The sequence below is a fragment of the Cupriavidus sp. PB-02 genome, assembly GCF_058252315.1.
In genome coordinates this window covers 399,472-415,621 of record NZ_CM177694.1, presented here as the reverse complement: position 1 = coordinate 415,621, position 16,150 = coordinate 399,472, and the positions used below count along the sequence as shown (strand labels likewise).

Sequence of the window (16,150 nt, the reverse complement as noted above, 5' to 3'; positions counted from 1 at the left end):
GTTGCGTGGGTCAGATCACCGAATCCCACGGCGCCGACAGCCGCATGGCGCCGTTGATCAGGCCGACCATCGAATACGTCTGCGGGAAGTTGCCCCACATCTCGCCGGTCACGGGGTGGGTGTCCTCGGACAGCAGGCCCAGCGGGTTGCGCGCGGCGAGCATCGATTCGAAGATCTCGCGCGCCTCGTCGCGCCGGCCGATGCGCGCCAGCGCGTCGATGCGCCAGAAGGTGCAGATGTTGAAGGCGGTCTCGGGCTTGCCGAAATCGTCCGGCGCCTCGTAGCGGCGCATGTACGGGCCGTCGCACAGCGACGTCTCCAGCGCCTTGACCGTGGCGATAAAGCGCTCGTCGTGCGGGTCGATGAAATTGACCTCGGCCATCAACAGCACGCTGGCATCCAGTTCGCGCCCGCCGAAGCTCTCGGCAAAAGACTGGCGCGATTCGCTCCACGATTCGGCCAGGATGCGTTCGTTCATCCGGCTGGCGTGGTCGTGCCAGTAGGCGGCACGGTCCGGGATCTGCAGCTTCTCGGCGATCTTGGCCAGGCGGTCGCAAGCGGCCCAGCTCATCAGCGCCGACGAGGTATGCACGCGCGCCCGGGTACGCAGTTCCCACATGCCGGCGTCAGGCGTGCCGAACACCTTGACTGCCTGCTCGCCAACCTGTTCCAGCCGGTGGAATTCAGCCGCCCCGCCGCGATGCAGCAGCCGGTGGTCATGGAAGGCCTGCGCCGCGCCCAGCACCACGTTGCCGTAGACATCGTGCTGGAAGTGCTCCTGCGCCTGGTTGCCGACGCGCACCGGGCCCATGCCGCGGTAGCCGGCCAGGTGGTCGAGCATGCTTTCGGGCAGCTCCCGCTCCAGGCCAATGCCGTACAGCGGCTGGATATGCCCGTCCTGCGACTGCATCACCACGTTTGCCAGCCAGCGCAGGTAATCCTCCATCGTGCCGACTTCAGACAGGCTGTTGAGCGCGCGCACGACAAAGAAGGCGTCACGCAGCCAGCAGAAGCGGTAGTCCCAGTTGCGCCCGCTGCCCGGGGCTTCGGGAATGCTTGTGGTCATGGCGGCGACAATGGCGCCGGTCTCTTCGTACAGCGACATCTTCAGCGTGATGGCGGCGCGGATCACCGCGTCCTGCCATTCGCGCGGCACCGCGAGCCGGCGGCTCCACAGGCGCCAGTACGCGGTGGTCTCTTGCTCGAAATCGCGTGCGGTTTCTTCCACGCCGTGCGCCAGCGTCTCGTCCGGGCCGAGGATGAAGTTGTACCCGCGCGTCACCAGGAACGGCGTCTGCGACAGCACGTAGGCCAGCGGCGCGTCGGTGGTCATGCGCAGCGTCATGGAGTCGCCGATGTAGCGCACATGGCTGCTGCCGCGCGTGATCTCGGGCGCCTTGCGGCCCCATTCGAAGCGCGGCGCCACCGCCACGCGCACGCGCGGCGCGCCGCGCACCGGGCGGATGCGCCGGATCAGCGCAGTCGGGCGGAAATAGCGCCCGAGCCGGAAGAAGCGCGGCGCGAAGTCGGTGATCTCCAGGCAGTTGCCGTGCGTGTCCGTCAGCCTTGTGCGCAGCACCGCGGTATTGGGCTCGTACCACTGGCTGGCGCTGTGGAAATCCTCGATCTCGATCGAGAAATGGCCGGCGTTCTCGCTCGGGTCCAGCAGTGCGTTGAACACCGGATCGCCGTCGAAGCGCGGCAGGCACGACCAGACGATGCGCCCGCGGCAATCCACCAGCGCGGAGATGGAACAGTTGCCGATCATGCCAAGCGACAGCGACGGATTGGCAAAGCGGCCACTGCCATCCATGGTCTTGTGCACGCCTTCGCGCGGCTGCCTGCCCAGTTCCCCGGGGCTGCTTGTATTGTTGGTCACAGCGATACCTCCCTCAGGATGTCGTTGTGTGAGGCACGGCGCCCGGCTTGCCGGTGGCGCGTGCAGCGTCGTCAAGTGCCCTGGCCGAGCGATGCAGCCAGCTGCGCAGCGCGGCTGGCCCGGCCACGGTGGTGCCGGCCAGCGTCTGGCGCTGGCCCACCAGCACGCCCAGGCCGCCGAGCTTGCGCACGGCGGCAAAGCCGGGCTCGTCGGTCAGGTCGTCGCCGGCAAAGAGCGGCACGCGCTTGGCAAACGGCGGCGCCTTCATGAATGCGGCGATGGCGTCGCCCTTGTCGACGCCGGCGGGCTTGATCTCGACCACCATCTTGCCCGGCAGCGCCTCCAGCCCGACGGCATGGCGCAATACGTCAGTGACCGCGGCTTCGACCACGCCGGCCAGTTCGGGCGCCTGGCGGTAGTGGATGGCGACGGCGACTGACTTGCGCTCCAGCATCAGCGCCGGATAGGCGCGCACCAGCGCTTCCAGGTGGGGGATCAGCGGTTCCAGCCCCGGCGCGGGCGTCTTGGACACCATGCCGCCGTCGGTGCGGAATTCGGCGCCGTGCACGCCGGCGGCCGGGAGCTGCAGCGGTCGCAGGAAGTGGTCCAGTTCGATCACGGGCCGCCCGGAGATGACGGCCAGCGCGCCGTCCAGTCGCTGGTACAGCGTACGTAGCGTGCCGACCAGTTCGGGTTCGACCTGCACCAGTTCCGGGCGCGGGGCCAGGTCGGCCAGCGTGCCGTCGAAGTCGAGAAACAGGGCGGTATTGGGTTCGATAAGCGGTAGGTGAGGCATCGCGTTAAACCGTAACACGTCGTTTTGACAGGCGTCCACCGGGCTTCGTCCTACATGGCGTGGGCGCAACCTGGCGCGGATGCAAGTCCGGGACAACCAGTCGCTTCCCGCAAACCCTGTCCGCGCGAGTGCGCCGCCCCGCACACAAAGAGCGCCCTGGACCCGGCCCGGACGACGCACCGCGGGCGGCGCGCGCGTCGCCCGGGCCGGGTGGAAGGCGCCGCCATCCTTTATCATTGACGGTTTCAGCCAGAATTTCCGCCTTTTTTTGCGCCGCTTTTATTCGCCGCCCCAAGGCCCCTGCCCAGACACCATGACCCGCAAGTCCGCCGCCTCCGCCGCCAAACCCGATTATTTGAAGAAGATCCTGACCGCCAAGGTCTATGACGTGGCACAGGAGACTGAGCTAACCTATGCGCACCAGCTCTCGGCGCGCACCGGCAATTCGGTCTGGTTCAAGCGCGAGGACACCCAGCCGGTGTTCTCCTTCAAGCTGCGTGGCGCGTACAACAAGATGGCGTCGCTCACGCCGGAGGAGCTCAAGCGCGGCGTGATCGCCGCCTCGGCGGGCAACCATGCGCAGGGCGTGGCGCTGGCCGCGGCGCGGCTGCAATGCAAGGCGATCATCGCCATGCCGGTGACGACGCCGCAGGTGAAGATCGACGCCGTGCGCGAACGCGGCGGCCAGTGGGTCGAGATCGTGCTGCACGGCGAGTCCTACAGCGACGCCTACACCCACGCCGCGGTGCTGGAGAAGAAGCACAAGCTGACCTTCATCCACCCGTTCGACGACCCCGAAGTGATCGCCGGCCAGGGCACCATCGCCATGGAAATCCTGCGCCAGCACCCGGGCCCGATCCATGCGATCTTTGTCGCCATCGGCGGCGGCGGGCTGATCTCGGGAATCGCGGCCTACATCAAGGCGGTGCGTCCGGAGATCAAGGTGATCGGCGTGCAGACGGTGGATTCGGACGCGATGAAGCGCTCTGTCGACGCAGGCAAGCGCATCGAGCTGAAGGAAGTGGGGCTGTTCTCGGACGGCACCGCGGTCAAGCTGGTCGGCAAGGAAACCTTCCGCATCACGCGCGAGCTGGTCGACGAGATCATCCTGGTCGATACCGACGCCATCTGCGCGGGCGTGAAGGACGTGTTCCAGGATACGCGCAGCATCCTGGAACCGGCCGGTGCGCTCGCCGTGGCCGGCCTCAAGGCCTATGCGGAGCGCGAGAAGCTCAAGGGCCAGCACCTGGTGGCGATCGCCTGCGGCGCCAACATGAACTTCGACCGCCTGCGCTTCGTCGCCGAGCGCGCCGAAGTGGGCGAGGCGCGCGAAGGCGTGTTCGCCGTGACCATCCCCGAGGAGCGCGGCAGCTTTAAGCGCTTCTGCGAGCTGGTGGGCACGCGCAGCGTCACCGAGTTCAACTACCGCATCGCCGACACCAACGTGGCGCATATCTTCGTCGGCGTGCAGATCGCCAGCCGCGCGGAGAACGACAAGATCGCCGCCAGCTTCCGCAAGCACGGCTTCGACACGCTCGACCTGTCCAACGACGAGCTGGCCAAGCAGCATATCCGCTACATGGTGGGCGGGCGCTCGCCGCTGGCGCATGACGAACTGCTGTTCCGCTTCGAGTTCCCGGAGCGGCCGGGCGCGCTGATGAAGTTCCTGTCGAGCATGAGCCCGAACTGGAACATCAGCCTGTTCCACTACCGCAACCAGGGCGCGGACACCTCCAACATCCTAGTCGGCATCCAGGTGCCCAAGAACGAGATGCGGGCCTTCCGCGCCTTCCTTTCGACGCTGGGTTACGTACACTGGGACGAAACGGACAACCCGGTGTACAAGCTGTTCCTGTCCTGACCGACCCTGCTGAGCGCCCCATGAGCCTCCCTGAACATTCGCCGCTGGGCAAGCCCTCGGCCTACAAGACCGAATACGACGCCTCGCTGCTGTTCCCGATCCCGCGCCAGCCCAAGCGCACCGAGATCGGCCTGCCCGAAGGCAAGCCGGTGCCGTTCTTCGGCGTCGATATCTGGAATGCGTACGAGCTCTCGTGGCTGAACCTGAAAGGCAAGCCGCAGGTGGCGCTGGCCACCTTCATCATCCCGTCGGACACGCCCAATATCATCGAGTCAAAGTCGTTCAAGCTTTACCTGAACTCGTTCAACCAGTCGAAGATCGCTTCGCCCGAGGCGTTGCAGCAGCTGCTGCACCACGACCTGTCCGAGGCCACTGGCGGTACCGTGCAGGTGCGGCTGGTGACCGAGCCCGAGCTGGGCAAGCAGCAGATGGGCGAACTCGACGGGCTGCTGCTGGACCGTCTCGATATCGAGGTGGACCGCTACGAGCCGGCGCCCGAGCTGCTGCGTGCCGACCAGGAAGAAACGCCGGTGGAGGAAACGCTGGTGTCGCACCTGCTGAAGTCCAACTGCCTGGTGACCGGGCAGCCGGACTGGGGCAGCGTGCAGATCCGCTATGTGGGCGCCCCGATCAACCAGGAAGGGTTGCTGAAGTACCTGATCTCGTTCCGCAACCACAACGAGTTCCACGAGCAGTGCGTGGAGCGGATCTTCATGGACGTGTTGCGCCAGTGCAAGCCGGTCAAGCTGGCGGTGTACGCGCGCTATACGCGGCGGGGCGGACTGGATATCAATCCGTTCCGGACCAACTTCAATACGGCGTGGCCGGATAACAAGCGCAACGCGCGGCAGTAAGCCAGGCGGGGAGGATCAAAACTCCCCGTGAAACCGCACCCCGAAAAACTTCACCGGCCCCCGGTCGCGGTTGTACCCCGGATTGCGCACGTACTGGAAATCCGGGCTGATGCTCAGGTACTGCACCGGCTGGAAGCTGTAGTAGATCTCCAGTATCTGCTCCGGCCCATAGCGCAGCGCACCGTCCCCGAGAAACGCCCCCTGCCCGCCCGCGGCCAGGTAGTTGCGATGGTGGGCCCCCAGCATATTGATCGCCACCGCCACCCCCAGCGCATCGCGCCCCCGTCCCCACGCATCGCCCTTCAGCACGCCGCCCGCTGACACCTGCCGCCCGATCTCGGTAAAGGCGTAAGTCTCGGTCTTGTCGTCCGACAAGCTGGCGCGCGCAAACAGCCCCAGTGAATCGGTGACCTGCTGCAGCAGCGTCACGCCCACGCCGCTCTTGGCGTGCTCGCGCCGCACGTCGGCGAGGTCGGGCGTGGTGTTGTTGGCGATGCCGAACTGGATCGCGTCGTTGAACGCGCCCATGCGCGCCTTGTTGCGGAACCAGAGCAGACGTGCGGTGCCGGGGCGGCCCGCCAGCTCATAGCGCTTTTCCAGTTCGATGATGTCGCCGTAGTGCTGGAACATGCGCGTGTCCAGCTCCAGCCCGTTGGACTCCAGCGGCTGCAAAAAGCGCCCGATGCGCGCCGACCAGCCGTCGCCGATGTACTCCAGCGCCAGGCCCCAGCTATAGCCGCGCGCATCGGCCGGATAGTCGAACGCACCGTGCGTCATGAACGCCCAGTTCATGAACTGCGTGCGCGGGTCCGAACCGAACTCGTTCTGGTCGAACACATCGAGCACGCCGAAATTGCCCGCGGTCAGCACCAGCCGCTGCCGGTCGACGGTGCGCGCGAACTGGTTGAAGTCCGCGTCCAGCGTTTCGCTGCCGCCGCCCATGTCCCATGTCTGCCGGACAAACGCGCGCGCCCGGTAGAACACCGGGCTGGTGCTGGCTGCCTTGCCGAGCTCGCCGTTGGACAAGCCGCCCAGTCCGTGCAATCCGGAGAACGGTACCCCTTGCGTCGCCTCCGGGTTGAAGTGGAATTCCGCACCGCGCCACAGCTTCAGTCCCAGGTCCAGCGTCGCGCTGAAGGAATAGCTCTTGGCCCGTTCGGTGCCAAGGCTGTTCGGGCCGGAATAGGCCGCGTTGAAGGCCGGCTTGCGCTGCCAAATGTAGGTGCTCTGACCGTGGAAGGCGAAGGGATTCTCCGCGCCGCCGGAATCCTGTGCCGGCACCGACTGCTGTGCCATCGCCGGCAGGCATGCGCAACAGGCCAGTGCCGCCAGCCAGCGACGGAAACGGAACGGTCGGCGCGAGCGCGCGGCGGCAAGTGGCGGAAACGGCATCGGCTGGAGGATGGTGGAAAGGATGTGCCGGGGGCGGCGCGCTTCGGCGCCCGCAGCATAGCCAAGCCCCATGACATGTCTACCGTGTGCGGCAAGGCCGACGTTGTAACCGCGCTTGAATTAATTAATGCAACAATTAATATTTCATCGACACCGCCCACGCACTCACTTGCCCCCCATGCCGCGCCAACCCGCCAAACCGAAACCTTCCGCCCGCCGCAGCCCCGGCCGCCCCGCCGCGGGCCAGCCCGGCCAGCGCGAACGCATCCTCGATGCGGCCACCGAGCTGTTCTCGCGCCAGGGCGTGGCCGGCACGCCGGTCAAGGCGATCGCCGCGCAGGCCGGCGTGACGCCGGCGCTGGTCCACTACTACTTCAGCGACCGCGAGTTGCTGCTCGACGCCGTGACCGAGGAAAAGCTGCAGCCGCTGATCGCCGGCGTCTTCGCCTCCGCGGGCGGCGACACGGAGCCGCTGGCGATGCTGATCGGCCTCGCCAGCGCGCTGATCCGCGCCGCGGCCGCCACGCCGTGGTTTCCCGGCCTGTGGATCCGCGAAGTCGCCAGCGCCGACGGCGCCCTGCGCGAGCGCGTGCTGGACCGCTTCGCGCTGCAGCGCGTCGGCGCACTGAGCGCTCCGCTGGCGGCCGCGATCGCGCGCGGGCAGCTCAACAGCGGACTGGAGCCGGTGCTGCTGATGCCGTCGCTGGTCGGCCTGACGCTGCTGCCGCTGGCCACCGCGCATATCTGGCGGCGGCTGCCCGGCGCCGAGGCGATCGATACCGACGCGCTGGTACGCCATGTATCCGCGCTGCTGACGCACGGCCTGGCACCCGTGCCCGCCGCAAACGCCGGCAAGCCCAAGCATTCCCCGGAGTCACCATGAAGTACGCACACCACAAACGCCCCCTGCCGGGGCTGGCAGCAACGTTTGCCGCGCTGCTCGTTGCCGGTTGCGGCAACCAGCGCACCGATAGCTGGCAAGGCTATGTCGAAGGCGAGTTCGTCAGCGTGGCCTCGCCCTTTGCTGGGCGCCTCGACACCCTGTCGGTGCAGCGCGGCCAGCAGGTCAGCCAGGGCGCCGCGCTGTTCGCGCTCGAATCCGACGACGAGCGCGCCGCGCGGCAGCAGGCCGAAGACCAGCTGCGCGCGGCCGAAGCCCAGCTGCAAGACATGAAGACCGGCAAGCGCCCGGTGGAAGTCGACGTCAGCCGCGCCCAGCTGGCGCAGGCGCAGGCCCAGGCGCAGCGCAGTGCCGCAGCCCTGCGGCGCGACGAGCGCCAGTACGAGATCGGCGGCATCGCGCAGGCGCAGCTCGACGAAACGCGCGCACAGGCCCACAGCGACGCCGCGCGCGTGCGCGAGCTGCAGCGCGATATCGACGTGGCACGCCTGCCCGGGCGCGACGCGCAACAAGCTGCGCAAGCCGCGCAAGTGGCGGCCGCGCGCGCGGCGCTGGCGCAGGCGGACTGGAAGTTGTCGCGCAAGACTGTCGCCGCCACGCAGGCGGGCCTGGTCTATGACACGCCCTACCGGCTGGGCGAATGGGTGCCGGCCGGCAGCCCGGTGGTGCGCATGCTGCCGCCGGGCAACGTCAAGGTGCGCTTCTACGTGCCCGAGACTGTGGTTGGCGCGCTGCGCAACGGGCAGGCGGTCCAGGTGCGCTGCGACGGCTGCGCCGCGCCCGTGGCAGCCAGCATCACCTATGTGGCCAACGAGGCCGAATACACGCCGCCGGTGATCTACAGCAACGAGACCCGCCGCAAGCTGGTGTTCCTGGTGGAGGCTCGCCCGTCGACCGCCGACGCCCCGAAGCTGCGGCCCGGCCAGCCCGTCGAAGTGGTGCGGCAATGAACACGACAGCCAACACAACCACCAACGGCCGGCCAGCCGAACTCGCCATCGACGTGCGCGGCCTGAACAAGCACTTCGGCGACAAGCACGTGGTCAACGACCTCAGCATGCAGGTCGCGCGCGGCGAGATCTTCGGCTTCCTCGGCCCCAACGGCAGCGGCAAGACGACGTCCATCCGCATGATGTGCGGGCTGCTGACGCCCGACTCCGGCGCGGGCACCTGCCTGGGCTACGACATCCTGCGCGAGGCTGACGAGATCAAGCGCCGCGTCGGCTACATGACGCAGAAGTTCTCGTACTGGGACGACCTGTCGATCCGCGAGAACCTGGACTTCGTCGCCCGCGTCTATGGCATGCCGAACCGGCGCGAGGCTGTCGACCGTGCCCTCGAGGACCTGGGCCTGGCCACGCGTTCGGCGCAGCTCGCCGGCTCGCTGTCTGGCGGCTGGAAGCAGCGGCTGGCGCTGGCGGCCTGCCTGCTGCACGAGCCCGAACTGCTGCTGCTCGACGAACCGACCGCGGGCGTCGATCCCAAGGCGCGGCGCGACTTCTGGGAGCAGTTGCACCAGCTCGCCGCGCGCGGCATCTCGGTGCTGGTCAGCACGCACTACATGGACGAGGCCGAGCGCTGCCACAAGCTCGCCTATATCGCCTACGGCAAGCTGCTGGCGCAGGGCACCGCCGATGAAGTGGTAGCCAGCCAGCAGCTGTCGACCTGGAGCGTGGAAGGCGACGACCTCGCCACGCTATCCGAGCAACTACAGGGCGCGCCGGGCGTGGAGCAGACCGTGGCCTTCGGCACCGCGCTGCACGTGACCGGGCGCGATGCGCAGGCGCTCGCGGATACGCTGTCGCGCCTGGCCGGTCCCGGCCGGCGCGTAGCGCAGACCCAGACCAGCCTGGAGGACGTGTTCATCCATATGATGAGCCGGGCCGAAGACAACATGGGCACGCGCAAAGCAAAGGAGCCGACATGACCGCCGCCTCCCGCAAACCCGCTGCCGGCAATGGCACCGCCACGCGCTTCTCGGTCCAGCGCTGGTGGAGCATCGTGTTGAAGGAATTCCTGCAGCTGCGTCGCGACCGCGTCACCTTCGGCATGATCGTCGGCCTGCCGATCATGCAGCTGCTGCTGTTCGGCTTTGCCATCAACACCGACCCGCGCCACCTGCCGACCGCGGTGATCGCCGCCGACCAGAGCGAATTCACGCGCTCGTTCATCGCCAGCATGCAGAACTCGACCTACTTCAAGGTGGTCGCCACGCTGCCCGACGAAGCCGCGGGGCGCCAGGCCCTGATGAAGGGCGAGGTGCAGTTCGTGCTCAGCATCCCACCCGACTTCACGCGCAAGCTGCTGCGCGGCGAACGCCCCGCACTGCTGGTCGAGGCCGACGCCACCGACCCCTCGGCCACCGGCCAGGCCATCGCGGCGCTGCCGCAGCTGCCCTACAGCGTCGGCACCCATGACCTGAAGGGAGCGCTGGCGCCGCTGGCCGGCGGCAAGGCGCCGTTCGACGTACAGGTGCAGCGTCTGTACAACCCGGAGGGACTGACCCAGTACAACATCATCCCCGGCCTGATGGGCGTGATCCTGTCGATGACGATGGTGATGATGACCGGGCTGGCAATGACGCGCGAACGCGAGCGCGGCACCATGGAAAACCTGCTGGCCACGCCAGTGCGGCCGATCGAGGTGATGACCGGGAAGATCGTGCCTTACATCTTCATCGGGCTGCTGCAGTCGACCATCGTGCTGCTGGCCGCACGCTGGGTTTTCGACGTGCCCTTCGTCGGCTCGGTAACGGCGGTGTACCTGGCCGCGCTGCTGTTTATCGCGGCCAACCTGACCGTGGGCATCACGCTGTCGTCGCTGGCGCAGAACCAGCTGCAGGCGATGCAGCTCACCTTCTTCTACTTCCTGCCCAATATCCTGCTGTCGGGCTTTATGTTCCCGTTCGCCGGCATGCCCGGCTGGGCGCAGGTCATCGGCAACATCCTGCCGATGACGTATTTCAATCGCATGGTGCGCGGCATCCTGCTCAAAGGCAACGGCTGGGTCGAACTATGGCCCCAGGTCTGGCCGATGGCGCTGTTCATCGTGGTGGTGATGGCGATCGCGGTGCGTTTCTATCGCCGCACGCTGGACTGAAGGAGTTCGCCATGTCTCGACTGACACCTGTGTTCGCCGCCGCCGCGCTGTTGTGCGGCTGCGCCGTCGGACCGGATTTCCACGCCCCCGCGCCGCCGGATGACGCCGGCTATGTGCGGGGCCCGCAGCCGGTGGCAACGGTTGCCGCCGACACCGCGGACGCGCCCGGCCAGGCGCACGCACAGACACTGGCCGCCGGCGCTGACGTGCCGGCGCAGTGGTGGTCCCTGTTCCGCAGCCCGGCGCTTGACGCCACCATCCGCACCGCGCTCGACGCCAGCCCCACGCTCGCCCAGGCCCGCGCCCGGCTGCGCGAGGCGCAGGAGAACCTGGCCGCGCGCACCGGGGCCACACGTTGGCCCGCGGTCGACGCAACGCTCAATACCACCCGTCAGCAGGTCGATTTCCAATCGCTGGGCATCACTGCGTTTCCCAGCCCCGGCCCGTTCACGCTGTACGGCGCCACGGTGCAGGTGTCATACGTGCTCGACCTGTTTGGCGGCCAGCGACGCGAACTGGAGGGATTGCAGGCGGCGGTGGACTACCAGCGCTACGAACTCGAAGCCGCGCGCCTGGCGCTGGCCGCCAACGTCGCCACCGCGGCGATCCGCGAAGCGGGCTTGCGCGCGCAGCTGGCCGATACGGTCGCGGTCGCGCAAGCCCAGCAGCGCCAGCTCGGCATCACCGAAGAACGCCTGCACGCAGGCGGCGTGGCGCGTGTGGAAGTGCAGCGCCAGCGCGCGGAACTGGCGCAGACGCAGGCGCTGGTGCCATCGCTGCAGCGACAACTCGAGACCACGCGCCACCAGCTCGCGGTCTACACCGGCCAGACGCCGGCCGCGGCCCAGTTGCCGGAATTCCGCCTCGACGACCTGCACCTGCCCGACACGCTGCCAGTCAGCCTGCCCTCCTCGCTGGCGCGCCGCCGCCCCGACATCCGCGCGGCCGAGGCGCTGCTGCACCAGGCCTCGGCCAATATCGGCGTGGCCACCGCCAACCTCTATCCGCAGGTGACGCTGAGCGCCAGCGGCGGCACCCAGGCCACCGCCGCGCGCGACCTGTTCAGCAGCCTCAATGTATGGAGCCTTGCCGCGGGGCTGGTGCAGCCGGTGTTCCGCGGCGGTGAATTGCAGGCGCGCAAGCGCGCGGCGGAGGCGGCTTATGAGCAGTCGCTGGCCGCGTATCGGCAAGCCGTGCTGCAGGGATTGCAGAACGTGGCCGACTCACTCCGCGCCCTCGAAGCCGACGCCGCCGCGCTGCGCGAACGCGCCGACAGCGCACGCCAGGCGCGCGACACGCTGGCGGTGGTGTCGGAGCAGTACCAGCTGGGCGGCGTCAGCCAGCTGACGGTGCTGGATGCGGAACGGCAATCCCGGCAGGCTTCGCTGGAACTGGCGCAGGCGCGCGCCGACCGGCTGGCGGATTCGGCGGCGTTGCTGCAGGCGTTGGGGGGTGGGTGGTGGCAGGAAGAAAACGGCGCCGTGGCAGCGGCGCCGTAACTGCGACCTACTGCTTGTCGGCCTGCGTGTACCAGTAAGTCCGCTTGCGCTTGCCGATCCCCGGCGGCGAGATCTTCTGCGCACCGAGCGACGAGGTATTGTCGCCACCGCCCGGCCCGGTCTGGTTGCCGCCGCCGATCAGCACCGGCACGTTGCTGGTGTTGCCCTGAGCATCGCTCACCGCCACCACGCCGAACACCGGCGACGGCGGCAGGCCGCCGTTGTTGAACTGGACATAGCGGTTGTCGTTAAGCCCCTTGCCCGTCAGGAACGACACCGCATAGCCCCTCGCGATGCCGAGGTCCGGATAGCAGACCCCGGTCTTTGGCACGCTGGGAGTATTGGTGCCGAAGTAGGTGTAGCCGGCCACCGTCAGCGGCGCGTTGACCACCTTCTCACCGGTCCCCAGCGTCAGGTAGAAGCCCTTGCTGGTACCCGAATCCGCATACACCGTGGCGGTGGCGTTGAACAGGCTGCTGTCGGTCAGCGGCGTCCATGCCGCCGGCAGCCCGCCGGTGAGCGCGGTGTCCTTCAGCATGTAGAAACGGTTGGTGACGTTATAGGCGAGGCCCGCCACGTTGCTGGTGGTGTATAGCGGATGCTCGCGGTCGCCGCTGCCGATCATCACCGCGTCGTAGGCGCCGGTGGTGATGACGTCGGGCGGGTACATGAACTTGCGCGCATCGTTGCTGCTCTGCGCGCCGCCCAGCGAGGCGAACTTGCCCAGCGTCCAGGCCGCCGGGCCCGTGCCGGTGGCGGTCTCGAAATCCAGGCGCCAGACATTGCCGCCCATGTCGCCGACATAGCCCTTGTCGATCAGGCCGTCGCCATTGCGGTCCACCACCGCGACGTCTGACGGGATGGCGCGGTTCAGGCCGGTGGGTACCGAGCAGACGGTGGCGTCGAGGCCGGTGCAATCGGCCAGCCACGCCCGCACCACAGTGCCCTTGAGCGCGTCGAACACGATCACGCCGCGCCCCTGCCCCGTTGCGCCGCCGCCCTGCGACGGCTCGGCGTCTTCGGCGGTATCGTAGCCGGCGCCCATCACCACCAGCGGGTTGGTGTAGCCCTTGACGCGGATCACGCGCGGCTGCGACCAGGTCTGGCCCAGTTCGGCGATCTGGTTGCTGTCGGACTTCCACAGGAACTCGGGCGCCACCGGGTTGGTCACGTCCAGCGCATAGACCAGCCGCCCGCCGCGCCGCGCCGTCAGGTAGATCACCACGCGCGGATTGGCCGGGTCGCGCAGGTCCTGGAACACCGTGGTGGTGCCGTCGAAGAAATAGTCGCGCGGCTTGGCGCCTGAGCCGGTCGGCGAGCCGCTCAGCTGCACCTCGGGCGCGTTGGTGTAGAGGCGGCCGAGCTTGCCGTAGAACTCCGGCGGCACGAAGCCCCACAGCTCGCCGCCGGGGCGCACGCCATTGATGCCGGTGGTCTGATTGCCGTTGACCGCATGGAAGACGCCGTCATTGGCGCCATAGAAGACCACCACGCCGGTGGTGCCGCCATAGTTGATCACCACCGGGCGCGAGTGCAGCACATCGCCGTGCACCGAGCCACGCACCGTGACGCCGCCGCCGGGGCCCTTCTGCTGCTCCTTGCTGGCCACTGTGCTCTCGCCCAGCGCCTGCACGTCGCGACCGCGCACCCAGTTGATCAGGCTCTTCACGTCGGCAGCACTGCTGTTCAGCGCCGTCTGACCGGTGGTGTCGGTCAGCCAGGTGTTGGCGGTATCGAACGACGCCAGGGCCGTGGTGGTGCACGCGCCCGACGGGCAGGTGTAGAGCTTGCGCGCGGCCTGGTCGGTGACGATCTGCGCGCGCAGCATTTCGCCGGCGCCGCCCTTCTCGACGATCTCGCCGTCGCCGCCGGTGACACCGGCCACGCCGTCCGCGGAGTCCAGCGGCCCGGCCGCGCCCGAGGGGCTATTGACCCAGAAGCCCTTGGCGGGCCAGCCGGCGACGGCGCTGCCGGAATAGCTGCTGCCGCTGAACGCCAGCGGCGGCTCCGCGGTCCAGAAGCTCTTGGCATTGGGCGAGATAAAGCCCGTGCCGGCGTTGCTGATCGCGCTCTTCTGGTTGGGCCCGCTCGGGTTCGCGTCCAGCACCACGATCTGCTTGTTGCTGTCGTAGCCGAGCTTGTATTGCTTCAGGTTGCCCATCCAGCGCGGCGCCGCGGTGGCGTCGGGACGGAACATGCCGATGTAGATCTGGTTCAGGTACGAGCCCTGCCCGTTCACGCTGACCGGCAGGCTCACCGACGAGAACACGTTGTTGACTGCCTGCATCTCGTTGAAGATCTGCAGCAGCGCATCGACCAGCGCCTGCACGTCGCCCAGCTCCACCACGTAGCGCTTGCCACCGGCGTTGTCGGCCATGCTGCGGGTCGACTCGACATAGTCCGGATTCTTGCCGTCCGTGACAGCGATGGTGTAGGTGATGATGTTCTGGTTGTTATCGACGTTGCCGTTCACGTCCGTCTGGTACATGAACCGCGCCCATTCATCGCCCCAGTTGCTCTCGTACTTGTTGGCGGCCGAATCGAGCTTGAGCTGCGTGAGCTGCGTTGCATTGGCTCCCGCCGCCACCAGCGCATCCTTGGCCACGGTTCCGGTGTCCTGCGGCTTGCCGTTGTTGACCGCGTTGGCGATATAGATGACGAAGTTCTTCTGGCAGGGGTTGGTGATCGGCGATGTGTACTGCGTGCCCGACAAACCCTTCTTGCCGGCAAAGAAGGCCCACGCCTCCTGCATGCCGGAGCCCACCTGCGAATTGTTCGCGTTGTCGGCCTGGCGGTCGATGCTCTTGATGTACTCGAGGAACTGGGGGCCGTTGGTCTTATCCATCAGCGGCAGGGTGTAGGGCGCCGCCGCCGGATGGCGGAACTGGCCGCCGACGTTTGTGCCGGTGCCGAACATCATCAAGCCCATGTTGATGTTGCCGGCCAACTGCTCGTTGGTCACCAGCGTGTTGACCGCGCGGTACAGCGCGCACTGGATCGCGCCCACATCGGTGCCGGCATTGTTGGCGCTGACCACATCGGGCGTGTCGCAGCCCTTGATGATGGTGCTGGCGTTCCATGTGGACGCGTTGTCCAGCAGCAGCAGCACGTTGGGCTTGGTGCCGGCGTTGGACTGCAGGCCGGTGAACAAGTCGATGTCCTCGGCGCGCGCGCTGTTCACGCCCGCAAAGGTAAGCAAGGCGATTGCGAAGGCCGCAAGGCGGCGCTGCCGGCAGGCGTTGGTCGTCATGCTGGTTCCCGTCCGATCGATAGTGAAAAGGTCGTGGTGTCCTGCGCGTTCACGGACAGGCCGAACCGGTTGGCATGCGCACCGCCACGCCCTGGTGCACGGTGGCAACCGTGCCGGTGTTGGCGGCATCGTTGACGGTGGCCGCCACATCCCATTGCGTGGCATTGCACAGCGAATTGCCGCCGTTGTTGCCCGCCGTCACGATCCCGGTGTTCTGCACGCCGCTGCCGATCAGGCAAGACACGTCGTCGGCGTCGCTCAGGTCAAGCTCGACGTTCTTCATCGGCTTGCTTGTCACGCACTCCGGCTGCGCCACCTGCGCCACATAGTCCGCCTTGCCGTCGCCGCTGACGTCCACCGGCACGGCAACCGCCGCCGGCGCCTTGGTGAAATCGTTGCTGATCACCTGCTCGATCGCCTGCTGCGCCACGTCGCGCGCTTCGGCGGTGTGCTGCTGGTTGGCGGCCACCTTCACGTTGACCAGCCCGGAATTGACCATGGCCACGGCGATCAGCAGGAAAAGGACCATGAACACCAGCGTGACCACCAGCGTGACGCCCTCCTGCCTGCGGCGCAGTGGCCGGCCCTGCCGTTTATGACCCGGTAGCGTGATCATGGC

The 16,150-nt window shown here is 67.6% G+C and carries 12 protein-coding genes; 7 read left to right on the top strand and 5 right to left on the bottom strand.

Annotation, left to right across the window (positions count from 1 at the left end):
* Positions 1 to 10 precede the first annotated feature (10 nt).
* Together AC10V3_RS02050 and otsB are read right to left on the bottom strand one after the other, a co-directional pair.
* Positions 11 to 1,813 (bottom strand): glycoside hydrolase family 15 protein, encoded by a 1,803-nt coding sequence (locus AC10V3_RS02050; RefSeq protein ID WP_490923645.1) that lies wholly within the window; start codon positions 1,811 to 1,813, stop codon positions 11 to 13.
* 79 nt (positions 1,814 to 1,892) lie between these two features.
* Positions 1,893 to 2,675: a trehalose-phosphatase gene (gene otsB, locus AC10V3_RS02045; protein ID WP_349605476.1), complete on the bottom strand. Its 783-nt coding sequence runs from the start codon at positions 2,673 to 2,675 to the stop codon at positions 1,893 to 1,895.
* 313 nt (positions 2,676 to 2,988) lie between these two features.
* Between otsB and ilvA the strand changes: the two genes are divergently transcribed.
* Complete coding sequence (gene ilvA / locus AC10V3_RS02040) at positions 2,989 to 4,536, top strand: threonine ammonia-lyase, biosynthetic (protein WP_022533509.1); 1,548 nt, start codon at positions 2,989 to 2,991, stop codon at positions 4,534 to 4,536.
* Positions 4,537 to 4,556: 20 nt separating this feature from the next.
* Positions 4,557 to 5,390 carry an NADPH-dependent 7-cyano-7-deazaguanine reductase QueF gene (queF, locus tag AC10V3_RS02035; protein ID WP_022533508.1) on the top strand — a complete coding sequence of 278 codons (834 nt, stop codon included), beginning with the start codon at positions 4,557 to 4,559 and terminating at the stop codon, positions 5,388 to 5,390.
* A 15-nt stretch (positions 5,391 to 5,405) separates the two neighbouring features.
* Here queF and AC10V3_RS02030 read toward each other — a convergent pair whose 3' ends face one another.
* Positions 5,406 to 6,686 (bottom strand): carbohydrate porin, encoded by a 1,281-nt coding sequence (locus AC10V3_RS02030; protein ID WP_041681232.1) that lies wholly within the window; start codon positions 6,684 to 6,686, stop codon positions 5,406 to 5,408.
* Positions 6,687 to 6,960: 274 nt separating this feature from the next.
* Here AC10V3_RS02030 and AC10V3_RS02025 point away from each other — a divergent pair, with 274 nt between their 5' ends.
* Genes AC10V3_RS02025 through AC10V3_RS02005 form a run of 5 tightly spaced genes read left to right on the top strand, consistent with a single transcriptional unit; the run spans position 6,961 to position 12,281 of the window.
* On the top strand, positions 6,961 to 7,665 hold the full coding sequence (locus AC10V3_RS02025) for a TetR/AcrR family transcriptional regulator (RefSeq protein WP_490923023.1): 705 nt from the start codon (positions 6,961 to 6,963) through the stop codon (positions 7,663 to 7,665).
* Positions 7,662 to 8,633, top strand: coding sequence for an HlyD family secretion protein (locus AC10V3_RS02020; protein ID WP_490923021.1), 972 nt, complete (start codon positions 7,662 to 7,664; stop codon positions 8,631 to 8,633). Before AC10V3_RS02025 ends, AC10V3_RS02020 begins: the two co-directional genes overlap by 4 nt.
* Entirely contained in the window at positions 8,630 to 9,610 is a 981-nt protein-coding gene (locus AC10V3_RS02015) for an ABC transporter ATP-binding protein (RefSeq protein WP_022533504.1), read from the top strand. Before AC10V3_RS02020 ends, AC10V3_RS02015 begins: the two co-directional genes overlap by 4 nt.
* Positions 9,607 to 10,782, top strand: a complete 1,176-nt coding sequence (locus tag AC10V3_RS02010) for an ABC transporter permease (protein WP_022533503.1) — start codon at positions 9,607 to 9,609, stop codon at positions 10,780 to 10,782. The genes AC10V3_RS02015 and AC10V3_RS02010 overlap by 4 nt, the downstream gene beginning before the upstream one ends.
* Before the next feature lie 11 nt (positions 10,783 to 10,793).
* Entirely contained in the window at positions 10,794 to 12,281 is a 1,488-nt protein-coding gene (locus AC10V3_RS02005; RefSeq protein ID WP_022533502.1) for an efflux transporter outer membrane subunit, read from the top strand.
* Positions 12,282 to 12,288: 7 nt separating this feature from the next.
* On the opposite strand, the gene AC10V3_RS02000 is transcribed toward AC10V3_RS02005, so the two are convergent.
* Both AC10V3_RS02000 and AC10V3_RS01995 read right to left on the bottom strand, forming a co-directional pair.
* On the bottom strand, positions 12,289 to 15,531 hold the full coding sequence (locus tag AC10V3_RS02000; protein WP_490923019.1) for a pilus assembly protein: 3,243 nt from the start codon (positions 15,529 to 15,531) through the stop codon (positions 12,289 to 12,291).
* Between the two features lie 49 nt (positions 15,532 to 15,580).
* On the bottom strand, positions 15,581 to 16,147 hold the full coding sequence (locus AC10V3_RS01995) for a pilus assembly protein (RefSeq protein ID WP_490923018.1): 567 nt from the start codon (positions 16,145 to 16,147) through the stop codon (positions 15,581 to 15,583).
* Positions 16,148 to 16,150: the final 3 nt, after the last annotated feature.

Bases quoted from the DNA above. Each gene is read 5' to 3' on its own strand.
- AC10V3_RS02050 (WP_490923645.1), bottom strand. From the start codon at position 1,813: ATGGATGGCAGTGGCCGCTTTGCCAATCCGTCGCTGTCGCTTGGCATG.
- otsB (WP_349605476.1), bottom strand. From the start codon at position 2,675: ATGCCTCACCTACCGCTTATCGAACCCAATACCGCCCTGTTTCTCGAC.
- ilvA (WP_022533509.1), top strand. From the start codon at position 2,989: ATGACCCGCAAGTCCGCCGCCTCCGCCGCCAAACCCGATTATTTGAAG.
- queF (WP_022533508.1), top strand. From the start codon at position 4,557: ATGAGCCTCCCTGAACATTCGCCGCTGGGCAAGCCCTCGGCCTACAAG.
- AC10V3_RS02030 (WP_041681232.1), bottom strand. From the start codon at position 6,686: ATGGCACAGCAGTCGGTGCCGGCACAGGATTCCGGCGGCGCGGAGAAT.
- AC10V3_RS02025 (WP_490923023.1), top strand. From the start codon at position 6,961: ATGCCGCGCCAACCCGCCAAACCGAAACCTTCCGCCCGCCGCAGCCCC.
- AC10V3_RS02020 (WP_490923021.1), top strand. From the start codon at position 7,662: ATGAAGTACGCACACCACAAACGCCCCCTGCCGGGGCTGGCAGCAACG.
- AC10V3_RS02015 (WP_022533504.1), top strand. From the start codon at position 8,630: ATGAACACGACAGCCAACACAACCACCAACGGCCGGCCAGCCGAACTC.
- AC10V3_RS02010 (WP_022533503.1), top strand. From the start codon at position 9,607: ATGACCGCCGCCTCCCGCAAACCCGCTGCCGGCAATGGCACCGCCACG.
- AC10V3_RS02005 (WP_022533502.1), top strand. From the start codon at position 10,794: ATGTCTCGACTGACACCTGTGTTCGCCGCCGCCGCGCTGTTGTGCGGC.
- AC10V3_RS02000 (WP_490923019.1), bottom strand. From the start codon at position 15,531: ATGACGACCAACGCCTGCCGGCAGCGCCGCCTTGCGGCCTTCGCAATC.
- AC10V3_RS01995 (WP_490923018.1), bottom strand. From the start codon at position 16,147: ATGATCACGCTACCGGGTCATAAACGGCAGGGCCGGCCACTGCGCCGC.